Source organism: Bifidobacterium psychraerophilum (assembly GCF_000741705.1).
Lineage (GTDB): Bacteria > Actinomycetota > Actinomycetes > Actinomycetales > Bifidobacteriaceae > Bombiscardovia > Bombiscardovia psychraerophila.
Genome location: NZ_JGZI01000010.1, coordinates 604,739 through 621,755, shown reverse-complemented (window position 1 = coordinate 621,755; position 17,017 = coordinate 604,739). Strand labels below are relative to the sequence as shown.

The window sequence follows — 17,017 nt, the reverse complement described above, 5'->3', positions numbered from 1 at the left end:
AGCGGCACGGGCCTTGGCCCTGTGCCCGGGTGCCGTCTACCGAGTCGGCTTTCGTGAACGGTACCCGGGCAGATGATGTGAAAGGAGGATGTATGACATCCGTGACAACAGGGGTGGGTCCTGTCCCGCACAGTGGGGAAGACCCTTCACGGGATCAGGGCGCTCCCAGGCGCCGGAACAAGAGGCAGCGTGGTTTGAGGAGCAATGACGGCAAAACGGCGGCCATGCTTTTCGGTCCGACCGGACTGATCCTCATCGCACTGGTCGCCGTGCCCATCGTGTTCCTCCTGATCTCGTCATTCTCCGACTTCAACCAGCGTTCCCTGTTCACCGGTGAATTCAATATCGTCGGGCTCAGGCAATATGTGATCGCCCTGAGCGACAGCGAGTTCTGGTTTGCGATACTGCGCACCGTGCTGTTCACGGCGGCCCTGGTGCTCGGCAGCGTGCTGATCGGCATGTACATCTCGCAGATGATGACACGGCTGAACGGCGCGATGCGCTACCTGGTGACCTTCGTGCTGATCTTCGCATGGGCGATGCCGAACGTCGCCTCATCGATCGTGTGGAAGTGGTTGTTCCAGCCGGGGTACGGCGTGGTGAACTGGATGCTGACCAGACTGCGCATCTTCGGTGATATGAGCAATACCGCATGGTCGAACAACACGGCGCTCGCCTTGATATGCATATGGATGCTCGTGGTCTGGCAGGCCGTGCCATACATCGCCATCACCCTGTATGCGGCGACGATAGCGGTGGACCACTCGTGCCTGGAGGCGGCCCAACTCGACGGGGCGGGTTCGTGGCGCTTGTACTGGCAGATACTCGTGCCGATGATCAAGCCGAATCTTCTCGTGGTCGCGATTCTTTCCGTCATCTGGGATTTCAATGTCTTCAACCAGATCTGGCTGGTCTCGCAGGGCGGGCCGGCGGGTTCGACCGCGACCATCGGGGTCTTCACCTACACCAAGGCCTTTGTGAGTTTCGATATCGGCCAGGGGTCGGCCATCGCGGTCATCACCATGCTGATGCTGCTCGTGCTTACCGGTGTCTACATCCGCAATCTACTGAAGTCAGGTGAGGACCTATGAGCGCAAGGGACAATGATGCTGTCCGGGACATCCCGGTGAAGGCGAAAAAACGTTTCCCTTGGGGGCGTCTGAGGACGAACACGGCGGCTGCGATCTTCTGCGTCATCTGGTTCTTCCCGGTGTATTGGATGGTGATAACCGCCTTCAAGCCCCGCAACGAGGTGATGACGGTCAATCCGGTGTTCCTGCCCACGCACTGGTCGTTGCAGAATTTCCGCACGGCCATATTCCAGACCCAGTTCCTGGTCAATCTGTTCAACTCCGTGCTGACCACCACGGTCTCCGTGGTGCTTTCGGTACTGCTGGCCTTCCTGGCCTGCGCGGCGCTCACCCTGTACCGTTTCAAAGGGCGACGTTCGATTATGGTCACTGTTCTGGCGATCCAGATGCTGCCCGGTACGGCGCTTCTGATCCCGCAGTTCATCGTGTTCAACCAACTGGGGCTGCTCAACAGTTACATGGGTCTGATACTGGCCTACATCGCAGCGGTGCTGCCCTTCTCGATCTGGAATATGAGGGGTTTCTTCCTCGCCATTCCGGTCGATATCTTCGAATCGGCGAGGGTGGAAGGTGCCAGTGAATGGCAGATCCTTCGGATGATCACCTTCCCATTGGTTGCACCCGGCATCATCTCGACTTCGGTCTTCGCCTTCATCGCCGCATGGAATGACTATCTGACGGCTTTCACCTTCATGAAGGACCAGTCGAAATACACCCTGCCGGTGTGGCTGGCCAGTTTCTCCACTCCTATGGGCACGGATTTCGGCGGGCAGATGGCCGCCTCGGTGCTCTTCTCCCTGCCCGTCGTCATATTCTTCATGATTATTCAGGGCAATATGGTGAAAGGAATCACCGAAGGGGCTATTAAGTGAGTATTGTTAACTATATACATGCGTGTGCCTGGCATCCGGCGGTTTCGGACCCAGGGATGGCAGGACATCGGCAGATGGCATAAGGAGGCGGTTATGGCGGCACAGGTACCCGTGTTGGGAGAGATCGTGGGCTTGAAACGTGAATCGGGTTCACGCCGTCTGGCCAGTGCGGCCCCATCGGATATCCGGCTGCGCAATCGAACCGCAATCATGCGGGCCCTGTATCCGAAGACATGGCTTTCGCGTGCGCAACTCGCCAAGATCACCGGGATGTCGAAAGTCTCGACATCCGATGTCGTCGCCGAGCTGATCAAGGACGGCCTGCTGATCGAGGGGGAGTACAAGAACCTCCCCAGACCGGGTAAGCCGGCGCTGGACATAGGCTTCAATCAGGATGCCGGTTGCGTGGTAGCGATGGATCTTTCGGACAGCACGCATATCCGCGCCCTGGCCATGAATCTCGTCGGCGGTGTGCTGCTGCGCGAGGAGCTTGACTGCCCGCCGCAGGCGGTGCTTGATGTGGAAGCGATACGGGAACTGTGCAACAAGGTATGCCAAGGGTGCCGGTCCAAGGTCATCGGCATCGCCGTCGCGACGCCAGGAACGGTCAATGACGAAGGGCTGGTCATCGAGGCCCCGAATCTCGGATGGGTCAATATGGACCTTCCCTCCGTGCTGGCGGATGTAGCCGACTGCCCTGTGGTGGTCGCCAACGATGCCGATGCGGCCGTATTCGCCGAACGGTATTTCGCAGGCGGATCGCCGGACATGATTCTGGTGCAGATCGCCAAGGGTATCGGCGCCGGGGTGCTGATCTCCGACGGCATCGTCAGAGGCAGAGGCTTCACGGCAGGTGAAATCGGGCATGTCGTGATGTCGGGAGGCACGGTTCCATGTGTCTGCGGGAAAACGGGATGCCTGGAGACCATGGTCTCCGTGCCGGTGCTTGACGAGCGCATCAGCAAGGACCCCGATGGCAGGTCGGGCATACTCGATGAGGCGGGTCAGAATCTCGGACGGGCTCTGGCGATGCCGGTCGCGATGACGAACATCACGCAGATCGTGCTGTCAGGTCCGCGCAGGCTTGTGGACGAAACAATGGTCCAAGCCACGCAGCGAAGCATCGACGCCCTGGCACGATCCAGATTCATGGACGCGGTGCATGTGCAGCTGTCGAATCTCGGTGAGGATGCCGCGATGCTCGGAGCCGCGGCAATGGTACTGCGCAAGGAGCTGTCCGTGCTCTGAAACGGATCGAGACACAGCGACAGCAGCACAGCGATAAGAAAGACGACGAATATGACCGCACGCACACACGCAGACCGGCAGACACAGGCGGCATCCGGACCCGTTCTGATCCCGGAGCCACAGCTTCTTGAGATGCTACCCGGGATGCTGAGACTTCCCGCGAGGGGCACGATCGCGGAGCTTTCGAATCCCAGTGAGGATGATGCCTGCTTCCTGGGCGCGCAGCTCTCCGATTCGCTGACGGCTGCGACGGGACTGCGTTGGAATGTCAGCAGAGGCGGGCGTTGGCAGGCCCAGATATGTCTGTCGATCGATGATTCATTGCCCGAGCACGGCTACGAGCTCGATGTGGCACAGGGGAGCGGGGCCCAGACCCCCGTGGTATTGCGTGCCCATGATATGGCCGCATTGCGTGACGGCGTGCAGACCATGCGTCAGCTCATATCCCAGTACGGTTCGGTGATCCCCTGTCTGCACATCGAGGATGCTCCGGCCTATGCGGTGCGCAGCTACAGCCTTGATGTCACCCGTGGCCGGGTGCCCACGATGGCGTGGTTGAAAAGCTGGGTCGATCGGCTCTGCCTCTACAAGTACAACCAGTTGCAGCTCTATGTGGAGCACAGCATGATGGTGGATTCCCTGAGCGAAAGCTGGCGTGGCACCAGCCCCCTGACCTCGGCTGATTTCGTGGAGCTGGATTCGTACTGCAGCAAACGCGGAATCGAATTGGTGCCGTCCATCTCCACCTTCGGCCATCACTATATGACCCTGCGCACCCGTGGTTTCAGGGATTTGGGCGAGTTCCCCGAGCAGGCGGAGCGTCCATACAGCTTCATCGAACGGCAGGAACACCACACCATCAACGTCAACCATCCGGACGCCTTCGGGCTTTCGCGCAAACTGATCGACTCGTATCTGGATCTGGTGAGTTCGCCGCACTTCAACATCGGCGGCGACGAGACCTTTGACCTCGGCAAGGGGCGTTCCCGCGACGGGGCCGGCGAGCAAGACCCCGCCCATATGTACGCCGACTACGTGCAGCGGCTCTGCCAATACGTGCAGAGCCAGGGTCATGAGGCGATGCTGTGGGGGGATATCGCCGTCGAGATGCCGGAGATACTGAGTCTGCTGCCGCAGGATGTCATCGTGCTCAACTGGCTCTACGCCCCGGACATCACCGAGGATAAGGTCAGGCTTGTCGCCGATTCGGGGGTCAGACAGTATGTCTGCGCGGCCGTGCACTGCTGGAACAGCCTCCTGCCCCATCTGGACCGCGCATGGCGGAACATCAGCAGACTGGCGCGATACGGTCTCACCTATCACGCGGAAGGGTTCATGGTCACCGATTGGGGCGACTACGGACATGTCAACGATCCGCGGATGAGCATCCCCGCGATGATCTATGGATCCCAGGAATCCTGGAAACCGGGTGCGATCAGCGTCGAAGATCTGGATTCCAGGATCTCGATACTCGAATACGGCGATGCCAGCGGCCGATTCGTCGAGGATATGAAGTTGGCATGCTCGGGCGTGGCCTTCGGCTGGGATGATGCGATTCATCTCCTGGAGCTCGACGATGGCCGGGGTGGGGTCAACCGTGATGTGTTGCAGGCGGTGAATGCGGAAGGCGCCACGCTGCGGCTTGATGACGAGGGCACCGCGAGTCTGAGCGAGGTCAGGCGGGCATATCTGCTCTCACGTATGGATGCGATCGGTGGGGCGGACGCGGCTGATCGGCGACTCGATGAAGCCCGGATGGCCCTGGTCCGTGACGCCCCGCACTCATCCCCGACACGGGCGATGATCATCCAGCCATGGTTGGTGGCGATCGAAGGCCAGCTGCTGTTCAACGCGTGTGGCCGGATGCTGGCGACTGACGGGAACGTGATCGGAAGACATGATCCCGCTGCGCCTGCACTGGGCGCCGACCCGGGTATGCCCGGTGCGGAGGAGCTGGCGGAAGGGATTGAGATGTGGTTCGAGAATTACGCCGCCGTCTGGCGAGGTGTCAGCAGGGAATCCGAGCTGCGAAGGATCGCTGATGTGGTCTGGGCTTTGGCGGATTGGACGCGATCGGCACAGGGGAGGGAATCATGAGCGTGTCGGGTGAGGTCCTGGACTTCGGGCGTCCCCTGGAAGGTATCGGGGATGGGCGTCCGCAGCAGCGCAGCCATATCGGTATCGACGTCGGCGGCACCAAGATGGAGGGGGTGCTCATCGATGACGCGGGTGGGGTGATCGCATCGGACAGGCGGGAAAGCCTGCAGGGCGAAGAGGCCCTGTCCCGCGAACTCACCGCGATGACGACGCGTCTGCGTGAGGAATCAGAGAAGCGGGGTCTGCGCTTGTCCGGTATCGGTATCGGCATGCCGGGGCGGATCGATCCGCATTCGGGGGATGTCTTCCACGCGGTGAATCTGAGCATAGCCGGACTCCGTCTGCGCAGCGGTCTGGAGCATTCCTTTCCCGGAATACCCGTCGCAGTCGAGAATGATGTGAACGCCGCCGCCCTCGGTGCGTGGACGGTTCTCAGCGGGGGCGGTGCGGACGCGGCGGAAGCTTCGAATCTCGCCTTCGTCAACTTCGGCACCGGATTGGCCTGCGGCATCGTCCAATCGGGCACGGTTTTCCACGGGGTGAGCGGTGCGGCGGGTGAGATAGGGCACCTTCCGATCGAAACCCACGGATTCGCTTGCAAATGCGGGCAGTCGGGATGCCTGGAGACCGTGGCCTCGGGATCCGCCGTATCCAGGCTCTGGCCTGTTGCGGATGGGTACCCGATGCCGGATATGATCCGTCGCAGCGAGGAGGGGGACGGTCATGCCGAGGAGACCCTTGACATGGTGGTGCAGGCCATGTCCTTGGCGATTCTCACCGTCGCACTGAGCTTCGACCCCGATCGCATCGTTCTGGGCGGGGGCATGATGAAAACGGGGGAAGCGCTGCTGAAGCGAATAGTCCGGAATCTTCAAGCGCGTGAGAGCGGCAGTGCTTTCATCGCCAGTCTGCATCTGTCGGAAAGGCTGAGCCTTTCGCCGCCCGGTCAGGCGATAGGCGCGATAGGTGCGGCGGCGGTCTCGTGGCAGCAGACGGTCTGACAGCGTGAACAACACGGATTCGGTATCCGTGGCACCGGATAACGCAGCATCATTCACAGGAAGCATCACATCAGAGATTCGTTGAACAGAGGAGGAACATCAATGGCTGAGGTAATAATCGTCAGGAATCAGGATGAGGCTGGGAAGATCTACGCGCAGTGCGTGACCGATCTCATCGTCAGGAAGCCTGACTGCGTATTGGGCCTGGCGACGGGATCCAGCCCGCTGGCGGCGTATGAGGCCTTGGCGCGTGACGTCAATGAGCGGCATATCGACGTGTCCCAGGTACGGGGATTCGCGCTCGACGAATATGCGGGTCTCGATCCCAGACACCCGCAGTCCTATCGGAGCACCATCACCAGGACCGTGGTGGAGCCGCTCGGTCTCGACCCGGAGAAGATACATGTGCCCAACGGCGATCTCGACTCGATACAGGAGGCCGGGGCGGCATACGACGAGGCCATCGCGCGGGCCGGGGGCGTCGATATCCAGATTCTCGGCATCGGCACGGATGGGCATATCGGCTTCAATGAGCCGGGTTCCTCCCTCGCATCGGGTACCAGAATCAAAACGCTGACGGAGCAGACGCGGATAGACAATGCGCGTTTCTTCGATGACGATATCAGCAAGGTCCCGTCGCATTGCATCACACAGGGTATCGGCACCATCCTGAAGGCAAGGCATCTGGTGCTCCTCGCTTTCGGCGCGGGCAAGGCCGAAGCCGTCGCGGAGACTGTGGAAGGCGGTATTTCCTCGTTCTGCCCCGCATCGGCGCTGCAGCTGCATCCCCATGCCACGGTCATCGTTGATGAGGCGGCGGCTTCACGCCTGCGCAACCGTGACTATTACAAATACGCGTTCGCCAACAAACCGTCCTGGCAGCAAATCTGAGCACGGACGCGGGCCTCATCTCGTCGCATCGAATATTCTCAAGGAAAGCTGATTTTCATATGGCTGGTGACAAGACACGGGAACAGCGGGTACGCTCGCTGAGCAGGGCGGCAATCGGCGAGGCGAAGCCCTTCGCCATCCGCAATGCGACGAAAATCGATGCGCGTGGCATCGTGCCGCATTTCTGGATGATATCGGAGGAAGGCCGCATAGTCGCCAGCGGTACGCGCGACGAGGATTTCGCGGCCACAATGGAAAGGCTGCATCCAGCATCCTCACCGGAAGTGCAGCCGGAGGTCATTGATGCAGCGGGAAAGATGCTGACCCCGGGCTATATCGACATCCATTCCCACGGTGCATGGGAGAGCTCATTCGATGACGGCGACGAGGGGATCGCCACGGCACGGGCCGGGCATGCGGTGCATGGCACCACCCGTCAGGTGCTGAGTCTGATCACGAACCCTCTTGACGTGATGTGCGCGAATATGGCTGCGGTGGCCAGGCAGTGCGCGCTTCGCCCTGACTGTCTGGGCGCCCATCTGGAGGGTCCTTTTCTGGCGCTTTCGCGCAAAGGCGCGCATGATCCGAATTGTCTGCGCGACCCGGAACCGTCGGTGGTGGACCGGCTGCTGGAAGCCTCGCAGGGATGCATACGGCAGATCACCATCGCGCCCGAGCTGTCTCATGGCATTGAGGCGATACGCCGTTTCAGCGAGGCAGGGGTGGTTCCCGCGATCGGACATTGCGATGCCGACTATGCCATGGCGAAACGCGGCATCGATGCGGGGGCGAGAATCCTCACGCATGTGTTCAACGCGATGAATGGCATAGGGCACCGTAATCCCGGTCCCATACCGGCGGTGCTGGAAGACCGGAGGGTCCAGGTCGAACTGATCAACGACGGCTTCCATGTGCAGAATCCGGTGGTCGGTATGGCCTTCGACCTTTTCGCGCACCGGCTGGCCCTGATCACCGATTCGATGGCGGCCACCGGTTGTGCGGACGGCGATTACACGCTGGGCAAGCTCGCGGTGAATGTGGAGGACGGTCATGCGAGGTTGGTATCGAATGGCGCGATCGCCGGTTCGACTCTGACCTTGGATGTGGCGGTCGGCAGGGCCATCCGGGAGATCGGCATTTCTGCGGTGGAAGCGGTGGAAGCCGCGACGGTCGGCCCGGCCTGTGCCCTGGGGCTCGATCGGCCGAATGACGTGACGCGATACCCGCTTGGCTTGTTGGCGCCCGGCTATGCAGCCGATGCGCTGGTGCAGGGCGCCGAAACCTGGAAGGTGGAATCGGTCTGGTGCGAGGGGCGCAGACTGGTCTGAATCCCCGCTCTGGCACCCTGGGGCCTGAATCCTTGTGCCGGCATCTGGCTCAAGCTCGTCCGACAAGCCCGTATACGCAACAAGCTCCGGCGCGGAGTGGTCCGCCTACTCCTGCGAGTCAGCGTCTTCGCCATCGGCGGGGGTGGTGAAGGCGAAGAGGGCGTGGCTGTCTCCCTGGGCGAGATTGGCCTGGTACTCGTGGACGTAACGCATTCTTTCCTTGCTGGTCTCGGCCAAAGGCGAAGGGAGATCGTCCAGGGCGAACCATCCCACTTCGAGGCTTTCGTCATCACCGACGAAGGGCTCCGTATTGCCGTCCGGGTCAACCGTGCACAGAAACAGATGGTCCATATACATCGCCTGATCGCCGTTGGCGTAGGTGAGCACATGCGAGGATGATTTCACGCTCACCAGATCGGTCGGTACGGCGTCGATTCCCGTTTCCTCTTTGATCTCACGCACCACGGTGTCCGCGGGTTCCTCGCCCGGTTCGATGATGCCATAGACCAAAGCCCATTCGCCGGTGTCCGCCCGACGCCCGAGCAGAATACGATCCTGGGCGTCCACGACGTATCCGGTCACCCCCATCATCCAGAGCATGTCATGACCGATTGTTCGGCGAAGGTCAAGTACGAATGCTGGCGTTGCCATTATTGCTCCTTTATGGACGTATCTCGGGTGGTGCCGGGGTCTCACCGGCGAAGGCCCCGAGCACTGGCAGTGGCTGCCTCGGCTCGGGGCCGACGATCGTTGCTGACGGTCGTCCTTCGTCTTGGATTCAGCGTTGCCCCGCGGCGGCGCGCTGCGCCATCCACTGCTCCACGTCATCAACGGTTTTGGGGATGCCCGCCGAGATCCATTCGGGGCCATGCTCCGTCATCAGCACATCATCCTCGATCCTCACGCCGATGCCGCGATACTCGGGTGGCACCAGCAGATCGTTGTCCTTGAAATAGAGACCCGGTTCGATGGTGAAGATCATGCCGGCCTCGATGGGCGCATCCTGATAGGACTCGTATCGGGCCTGGGCGCAGTCATGCACATCAAGTCCCAGATGATGGGCGCATCCACATGCGTGCCAACGCCTGTGCTGCTGTCCGGAGGGGCTCAGCGACTCTTCGACGCTGACGGGCAGGATACCCCAGTCGTGCAGGGCCTGCGCCAGCACGCGCATCACGGTGTGGTGCATGTCGGAGTAGGTCACGCCTGGTTTGGCCACATCGAATGCCGCCTGCTGCGCGGAGAGCACGGTTTCGTAGATGCGACGCTGCAGCGGGCTGAATGTGCCGCCGACCGGGAAGGTCCTGGTGATGTCGGCGGTGTACAGGCTGTTCACCTCAACGCCGGCGTCGATGAGCAGGAGATCGCCATTGCTCACGGTTCCGTTGTTGCGCATCCAATGAAGCACCGGTGCGTGGCTTCCCGAGGCCACGATGGTGCCATAACCGACATCATTGCCGCGCTCGCGTGCGATGGAATTGAAAGCGCCTTCAAGCATGCGCTCGGAGCGTGGCTTGTCCGCGACCTCGGGCAGACGCTCAAGGATGCGGTCAAAGCCGAGTTTGGTCGCGTCGACGGCCTGGCGCATCTGAGAAACCTCGTAGGAGTCCTTGACCATGCGTGCCTCGGCCGCGAACTCGTGCAGCTTCCCATCGGCATCGGTGTTGTCGTCCGGACTGTCGAATCCGTTGGCCCAGCGGATGTCCTCGACCATCTGCGTGATCTGCGGATCGGCATCGCGCACGACCCGAACGCGGATGGCGCCCTGCTCGGTCCCCACATCCTTCGAAAGGGCGTCAGGAAGCTGCGCGATGTCCTCGGTCTCGATGCCGGTCATCGCGGCAAGCTCCTCGAGTCCGGGACGTGGACCCACCCAGTACTCGCCATATTGCGAGGAGCGGTAATAGTCCTCCGTGCTCTGATCGGCACGGGGATGCACGAAGAGCGTGGCGGTGTGTTTCCTGCCTTCCGCCGCCTCAGGGGAATCTTCGGCCACAGGATTGAGGACCAGCACGGCTCCGGCTTCGAAATCCTCGCCGAGTCCCGTGTAATACGCGAATGTCGTATCCGGACGGAAGGCGTAGTCGCAGTCGTTGTTCCGTGTCTTCAGATTGCCCGCCGGGATGACCAGACGTTCGCCGGGAAAGCGCTCCGACAAGGATTGCAGACGCGCCGGGGTGAAGGCGCTTGATTCCAGCGCCTTCTGCTGCGGTTCCTGAGACTCCCAGCCCTCGGTCATGAACTCGCGGAAGGTACTGGATACCGGTCTCAGTGTCCTGTTGTTGACTCTATCTTCCATATCCGTTGAATCCCCTTCGACGGCCAAGGACTGTTCGCCCATGCTTCCTCCTGATTGACTCTATTGGTGATCCGCTTGCGGTGACGGCACGATCCATGCGCATCACGGCTTCGCTTGCTCTGCAGTTCATGGTAGTGCCGGTGGTGTATCGCGCGAATGGGCTTGCGGCTGAAAGCTTGATTTCCTCCGATCACGCGCAGGTTGCCCGCTTCATCGCGGCCGCGATTGCTCTCTGGTCGAAACCAAGGATGTCGGATACCCGGCGGTTCCGCGCTTCGCCTAGAATGTTCACTGTCCTATTGTCGTGTTGGCGCATGATCAGAATTGAAGGCGGAGAATGTCACTAGAGCATCCGAATCGAGACGGAGCACAGATGTCGGCGGTGGAGAGGCTCATCATGAGCCGTCCCACCGAACACAACACCACGAATCTGAATCTTGATCGTATGCATATGATGCTTGATCTGATGGGGCATCCGGAGGAATCCTTCAGGGTGGTCCACATCACCGGGACCAACGGCAAGGGATCGACGGCGCGGATGGTGGAGGCACTGGTGCGGGCCTACGGCCTGCAGACCGGGCTCTATACCTCGCCCCATCTGCAGCGGGTGAACGAGCGTATCTGCATCAATGGCCAGCAGCTCAGTGATGAGGCTTTCGTTGACGCCTTTGAGCAGATCGCACCGATGATCGATATGGTGGACGCCCAATCAGCCAAGGACGGCGGCCCCGCGATGAGCTTCTTCGAAGTGCTGACCGTGATGGCGATCTCGGTGTTCGCCGACGCTCCGGTCGATGTCGCCGTGGTGGAGGTGGGCATGGGCGGATTGTGGGATGCGACCAATGTCCTCGACGGTGATGTGTCGATTATCGGTCCGGTCGATATGGACCATATGCAATGGCTGGGCGATACGGTGGAGGAGATAGCCACCGAAAAGGCCGGCATCATCAAGGAACGTTCAACGGCGGTCATAGGGCCGCAGCCGCATGCCAGCCAGGTCATGCCCATCATCGAGAAAGCCTTCCACGACCAGCATGCCCAGGCCCTGGTGCGAGACGGCGAGGAGATGGAAGTGCTCAACCGCGTGCCCGCTGTGGGAGGACAGGTCGTTGATCTGCGAACGCCCAACGGTGTTTACGAGCAGGTGCCGGTGGCGAAATTCGGCAAGCATCAGGCGCATAACGCCTTATCCGCCCTGGCCGCGGCGGAAGTGGTGCTGCCGGTGAGCGGTGCCTTGGATGGCGATCTGGTCTCCCAGGCGCTCGGAAGCGTCAAGATCCCGGGGCGCATAGAGCAGATCAGGACGTCACCCACCATCATCCTGGACGGCGGTCACAATGTGAATGCGGGCGAGGCCCTGCGCGATGCCATCGAGGAGAGCTACGACTTCGAGCAGCTGGTCGGCGTGGTGGCGATGATGCGCGACAAGCAGGTGGAGGAATACCTCGGCATCCTCGAGCCGCTGCTGAGCCAGGTGGTCGTGACCGAGAACTCCTGGACTGGTCGCGTCATGTCCGCCGAGGAGCTTGAGCAGATAGCCGTCAGGGTGTTCGGCAGGGACCGCGTCATACGCAGGGATGCCTTGCCGGACGCCATCCAAGAGGCCGTCGATCTGGTGGATGCCGAGGATGAGGTCGGTGTCGGTTATGGCCGCGGAGTACTGATCTGCGGAAGCTTCGTGACGGCAGGGGACGCGCGCACACTGTTGAAGGAGCATATGAACGAGGATCTGGCGAAGCCCAAATCGGAGCGCGTCTGATGTATCTGAAGGAGCTCACGCTTCGCGGATTCAAATCATTCGCCTCAGCGACCACACTGCGTTTCGAACCGGGCATCACGGCGGTCGTCGGGCCGAACGGATCCGGAAAATCCAATATCGTGGATGCGCTGGCGTGGGTGATGGGGGAGCAGGGTGCGAAAAGCCTGCGTGGAACCTCGATGGAGGATGTGATATTCGCGGGCACATCCTCGCGTCCGCCTCTGGGCAGGGCTCAGGTCAGCCTGACGATCGACAACGGCGATCATGTGCTGGACATCGAATACACCGAAGTCACCATCACGCGAACGATTTTCCGCAACGGAGGATCGGAATATGCGATCAACGGATCGCAATGCAGGCTGCTGGACATCCAGGAACTGTTGAGCGACACCGGACTCGGTCAGCAGATGCACGTGATCGTGGGGCAGGGAAGGCTGGATTCGATACTCCGGGCCGATCCGGCGGGCCACCGGGCCTTCATCGAAGAGGCGGCGGGCATCCTCAAGCACCGGAAGCGCAAAGAGCGCGCCCTGAGGAAACTGGCGAATACGGAAGGCAATCTTTCCCGTCTTGATGATCTGCTTTCGGAAATACACCGGCAGCTCGGTCCCCTGGGAAGACAGGCCAGGATCTCGCGCCGGGCGGAGGGCATCCAGGTCACGCTCCGTGATGCCCAGGCACGCATCCAGGCCGAGGATGCACTCCACCTGACGCGCAAACGCGATGCCGTGCGCGGCGACCTCGGCAGAACACGTACCGCCTTGCAGGAGGCGCAGCGTGAACTCATGCAGGCGAAAATGCGGATAGAACAGGTGGAGGCCCTCAGCAGCCAATCCAATCCCGAAATCACGAAGATCAACAACGCCTGGCACGAGTTGTCGCGTCTGCAGGAGCGTTTTCATTCCCTCTCCTCGTTGGCCGCCGAACGCTCATCCTCGATGCTGTCGCAGGTCAGCGCGGTGGGTGGTGACGATCCGGAGATGCTGCTGGCACGGGCCGCGGAACTCGATGCCCAGTACGAGGAGCGTGCCAACGAGGTCTCCAGGATGAAACAGCGTCTGGAAGAGGCCACGGAGGAGCGGGCCGGAGACGAGAAGCGCCTTGCCTCGATCCGCCAGACCTTGACGGAGCTGCGCCGTATCGCCCACCAGCGGGATACGCGGATGTCCAATCTCAGGGAGTTGATCGCGAAGGAACACTCCGCGGTGCAGCTTGCGGAGAGCAGATCGGCCGATTTCGTCGCCCAGCAGGAGAATCTGACGGCGCAGCTGCAGGAAGCGCTCAGCCGTCGCGACGGCCTGTCGACCGAGCTCGAATCCGTGGGGGATGACGACGGGCAGGCGCTGGATATCGCCAAGGAGCGCTTGGATGCGGCGCAGGCCCGATGCAATGAGCTCAATGACCGGCAACACGATATCAATGCCCGTATGATCTCCCTGCAGGCCAAGGCCGATGCCCTGTCGGACACCCTTGACAGCAGAAATGCCACAGGTGTTCTGCAGGAGGATGCCGAGGTGGCGCCTCTGGGCAGGTTGGCCGACTTCATACGGATCGAGGATGGCTGGGAGGAACCCGTCGCCCACGCGCTCGAATCCTTCGCAAGCGCGCTGGTGGTACCGGGAAGCGACAATATGCTGCACGCCTTGGATCGCGCCCGACAGGAGCATCTCGGCAAGGCCGTCGTGATGCGCCCGACCGGGCTTTCCACAGATCGGAGCGAAGGGGACCAGGGCGAAGGCGATGCCGTTTCGCATCGGACGCCAGGCATCAGATCGCTGGCCTCGATGGTCAGCCTCAATCCGCAGGCTGATCGGCAGGAGCATGCGGAGGGCGTGCTCGCCTCCGTGCGGCATATCCTCACCGGTGTCGCGGCGAGCGAGGACTCCCGTAGCGCCTACGCCGCCGTCGAATCCGGTGACTGGGTGCGTGCGGTCACCAAGGATGGGGATGTGATCAGCGTGGTGGGTGCCGTCGGTGGTTCCTCACAGCCGCAAAGCGATCTGTCCCTGGCGGCTAAACGTGATGCGGCACTCGGTCAATTCGAGGCTTTGGATGGGCAGGTGAAGGCCCTGCGACAGGACATCGATCTGGCCGAAGCCGCACGTGACGGCGCCAGGGAGGAGCTTGAGCGTGAACGGGGCCTGCGCACCGAACGACGTGTCCAGCGACAGCAGGTAGAGAAGTCGCTCAAGGATGCCGCCCAACGCGTCGACGCCTTGGAACGACAGATAGACGGCATCAGGCATAAGCACGACGAATCGCAGGAGGACGCGCAGATGCACGGCCTGAAGCTCTCCGACCTTGAGAAGGCGCTCTCCTCGACCGACGACAGCGAAGACGCCCGTGGTGATTCGCAGGAGCTCGCACAGCGCGAGGAGGCATTGGAGGCCTCCCTCAACGCGACCAGAGAGCGTGAGGTCACCGCTAAAATCGCATGGAACGAGGCGCGTAACAGCAGCGAATCATACAAGCGCCAGGCGGATATGCTGCGCGACAACGCCCGGGAGGCCACATCACGCAGGGCGCGCATCGAACAGGCGAATGCGGAGCATAGATCAGCCGCGCAGCATGCCCGGAACATAGCCGATCTGGCGCATCAGGTGGAGCTTCTGATCGATACGAGCCTGCAGCAGGTCCGCGAACGCAGGGATGCCTTGCAGGCCCAGGCTTCAACCCACGATGATGAGCTGAAGGATCTGAGAAAGCGGCGTAACGCGATAGAACCCACGGTCGCCTCCCTGCAGGATAGCGAGCATCAGCTCGATGTCGAACGGGAGCGCCTTGCCGCGCAGTTCGGCCAGTTGGTGCAGCAGGCCTCGGATGGTCTTGGGCTGGGAATCCCGGAGCTGATCGATGAATACGGTCCCGACCAGCCGGTGCCGGTGCTTGACGAAAGCGGACAGGTGATTCCTGACGATGAGTCCGATAAGTCCGATGAGTCCGGTGAATCCGACGCTTCGGATGGTCGGAATACAGGGGAGGAGCAATTCCGCACGGTCCCCTACAACAGGGCGGAGCAGATCAAACGTCTGGAAAAGGCCAAGCGCGACCTGAACGCCCTGGGCAAGATCAATCCGTTGGCCACGGAGGAATTCGACGCCCTGCAGGCCCGCAACCAGTACCTCAACGAGCAGCGCAACGACGTCTCGAAATCACGAGACGACCTGCTCTCACTGGTCAAGGATCTCGATAACACGATGATCGACGTATTCAGGCAGGCATTCGAGGATACGGCGGAGGCCTTCGGGACGGTCTTCAACACCTTGTTCCCAGGCGGAACGGGAAGGTTACGTCTGGAGGATCCCGACGACCTGCTGCATACCGGTGTGATCGTCGAAGCCAGTCCGGCGGGCAAGAGGGTCAAACAGCTCACGCTGCTTTCCGGTGGTGAACGTTCGCTGACCGCATTGGCGTTACTCTTCGCCATCTTCACGGCCAGGCCCAGCCCCTTCTATGTGATGGACGAGGTGGAGGCGGCGTTGGATGACGTGAATCTCACCCGTCTGCTCAACGCCCTCAATGATCTGCGGGAGCATGCCCAGCTCATCGTCATCACCCATCAGCAGCGCACGATGAGCATCGCCGATGCCCTCTACGGTGTGACGATGCGCGCCGATGGGGTCACTGCCGTGGTGTCGCAGAAGATGCAGCACTCCTGAGCGCCTTGGCCCGGGCAACGGTGTCATAGGCCAGGATCTCCTGCGCATCGATGATCGGCAGATCCGGCATCGGGAAGGCCTCATTGAACACCGACAGCTCGGTGCAGCCCAGGATGACGACATCGCAGTGATGCCCCTCCAGCATGCTTTTCAGCGTCGCCTCGTAGCGGTCACGCTCCAGCACGCCGGTATCCTTGACGTCGTGGTAGATCAGGTAGCTGATCTCCTGTTGCAGCTCATCGCCGGGCTCTTCGAACTCATAGCCAGCGGCTTCGACGCGCTCGCGGTATATGCCGGAATTCAGGCTGCCTTCCGTTCCCATGAAGCCGACGCGCGGATGCGTCTGGACCGGGTAGCGGCGCTGCATCTCGGCGACCGCCTCCTGGGGCATATGCACGATCGGCACCGGTGTGAGCGCCTGAAGGCGGTCGAAGAAATGATGTGCCGTATTGCATGGCAGGGTGATGAATGAGGCGCCCATCGCCGTTGCCTGCCTCACGTCATCGGCTATGTAGTCGAACGGATCATCGGTGCTTTCGCCGAGTATGAATTGGGTGCGGTCGGGCACGCTGGAGTCGTTGAAGACCACATAATCCAGAAAGTCCTGATCCTGATGCGCATGCGTGGCCTTATCGACCAAACGAACATAGCTTTCGGTGGCCAGTGTTCCCATGCCGCCAAGCACCGCGAAGAAATTGCGCATCACATCACCCCTTGATTCCGATCCCAGACGATTGCATTCACGCTGGAATCTGATTTCCATTCTGCCTGG

12 protein-coding genes are annotated in these 17,017 nt (G+C 61.3%); 9 read left to right on the top strand and 3 right to left on the bottom strand.

Features of this window, described 5'->3' with window-relative positions:
- The first annotated feature begins 92 nt into the window (after positions 1-92).
- The 7 genes from BPSY_RS09680 to BPSY_RS09650 all read left to right on the top strand — a co-directional run bounded on the left by BPSY_RS09680 (position 93) and on the right by BPSY_RS09650 (position 8,528).
- The gene (locus tag BPSY_RS09680; RefSeq protein ID WP_051921904.1) at positions 93-1,091 is read left to right on the top strand and encodes a carbohydrate ABC transporter permease; all 999 of its coding nucleotides are present in this window, start codon (positions 93-95) and stop codon (positions 1,089-1,091) included.
- Positions 1,088-1,963, top strand: a complete 876-nt coding sequence (locus BPSY_RS09675) for a carbohydrate ABC transporter permease (RefSeq protein WP_081884391.1) — start codon at positions 1,088-1,090, stop codon at positions 1,961-1,963. The genes BPSY_RS09680 and BPSY_RS09675 overlap by 4 nt, the downstream gene beginning before the upstream one ends.
- Positions 1,964-2,056: 93 nt before the next feature.
- Positions 2,057-3,211, top strand: a complete 1,155-nt coding sequence (locus BPSY_RS09670; protein ID WP_051921903.1) for an ROK family protein — start codon at positions 2,057-2,059, stop codon at positions 3,209-3,211.
- A gap of 51 nt (positions 3,212-3,262) precedes the next feature.
- Positions 3,263-5,308 carry a family 20 glycosylhydrolase gene (locus BPSY_RS09665; protein ID WP_033497808.1) on the top strand — a complete coding sequence of 682 codons (2,046 nt, stop codon included), beginning with the start codon at positions 3,263-3,265 and terminating at the stop codon, positions 5,306-5,308.
- On the top strand, positions 5,305-6,309 hold the full coding sequence (locus BPSY_RS09660) for an ROK family protein (RefSeq protein ID WP_081884429.1): 1,005 nt from the start codon (positions 5,305-5,307) through the stop codon (positions 6,307-6,309). The genes BPSY_RS09665 and BPSY_RS09660 overlap by 4 nt, the downstream gene beginning before the upstream one ends.
- Positions 6,310-6,411: 102 nt before the next feature.
- Complete coding sequence (gene nagB, locus BPSY_RS09655; RefSeq protein ID WP_033497806.1) at positions 6,412-7,200, top strand: glucosamine-6-phosphate deaminase; 789 nt, start codon at positions 6,412-6,414, stop codon at positions 7,198-7,200.
- Positions 7,201-7,259: 59 nt separating this feature from the next.
- The gene (locus BPSY_RS09650) at positions 7,260-8,528 is read left to right on the top strand and encodes an N-acetylglucosamine-6-phosphate deacetylase (protein WP_033497804.1); all 1,269 of its coding nucleotides are present in this window, start codon (positions 7,260-7,262) and stop codon (positions 8,526-8,528) included.
- Positions 8,529-8,633: 105 nt separating this feature from the next.
- Here BPSY_RS09650 and BPSY_RS09645 read toward each other — a convergent pair whose 3' ends face one another.
- Both BPSY_RS09645 and BPSY_RS09640 read right to left on the bottom strand, forming a co-directional pair.
- Positions 8,634-9,179 (bottom strand): NUDIX hydrolase, encoded by a 546-nt coding sequence (locus BPSY_RS09645; protein WP_033497802.1) that lies wholly within the window; start codon positions 9,177-9,179, stop codon positions 8,634-8,636.
- Between the two features lie 127 nt (positions 9,180-9,306).
- Positions 9,307-10,869 (bottom strand): aminopeptidase P family protein, encoded by a 1,563-nt coding sequence (locus BPSY_RS09640; RefSeq protein ID WP_051921902.1) that lies wholly within the window; start codon positions 10,867-10,869, stop codon positions 9,307-9,309.
- Between the two features lie 295 nt (positions 10,870-11,164).
- Between BPSY_RS09640 and BPSY_RS09635 the strand changes: the two genes are divergently transcribed.
- Both BPSY_RS09635 and smc read left to right on the top strand, forming a co-directional pair.
- On the top strand, positions 11,165-12,586 hold the full coding sequence (locus BPSY_RS09635) for a bifunctional folylpolyglutamate synthase/dihydrofolate synthase (protein ID WP_033497800.1): 1,422 nt from the start codon (positions 11,165-11,167) through the stop codon (positions 12,584-12,586).
- Positions 12,586-16,245 carry a chromosome segregation protein SMC gene (gene smc / locus BPSY_RS09630; protein ID WP_033497798.1) on the top strand — a complete coding sequence of 1,220 codons (3,660 nt, stop codon included), beginning with the start codon at positions 12,586-12,588 and terminating at the stop codon, positions 16,243-16,245. Before BPSY_RS09635 ends, smc begins: the two co-directional genes overlap by 1 nt.
- Here the strand turns inward: smc and BPSY_RS09625 are convergent.
- Positions 16,208-16,951: an aspartate/glutamate racemase family protein gene (locus tag BPSY_RS09625; protein ID WP_033497849.1), complete on the bottom strand. Its 744-nt coding sequence runs from the start codon at positions 16,949-16,951 to the stop codon at positions 16,208-16,210. The genes smc and BPSY_RS09625 overlap by 38 nt on opposite strands.
- Between the last annotated feature and the right edge of the window lie 66 nt (positions 16,952-17,017).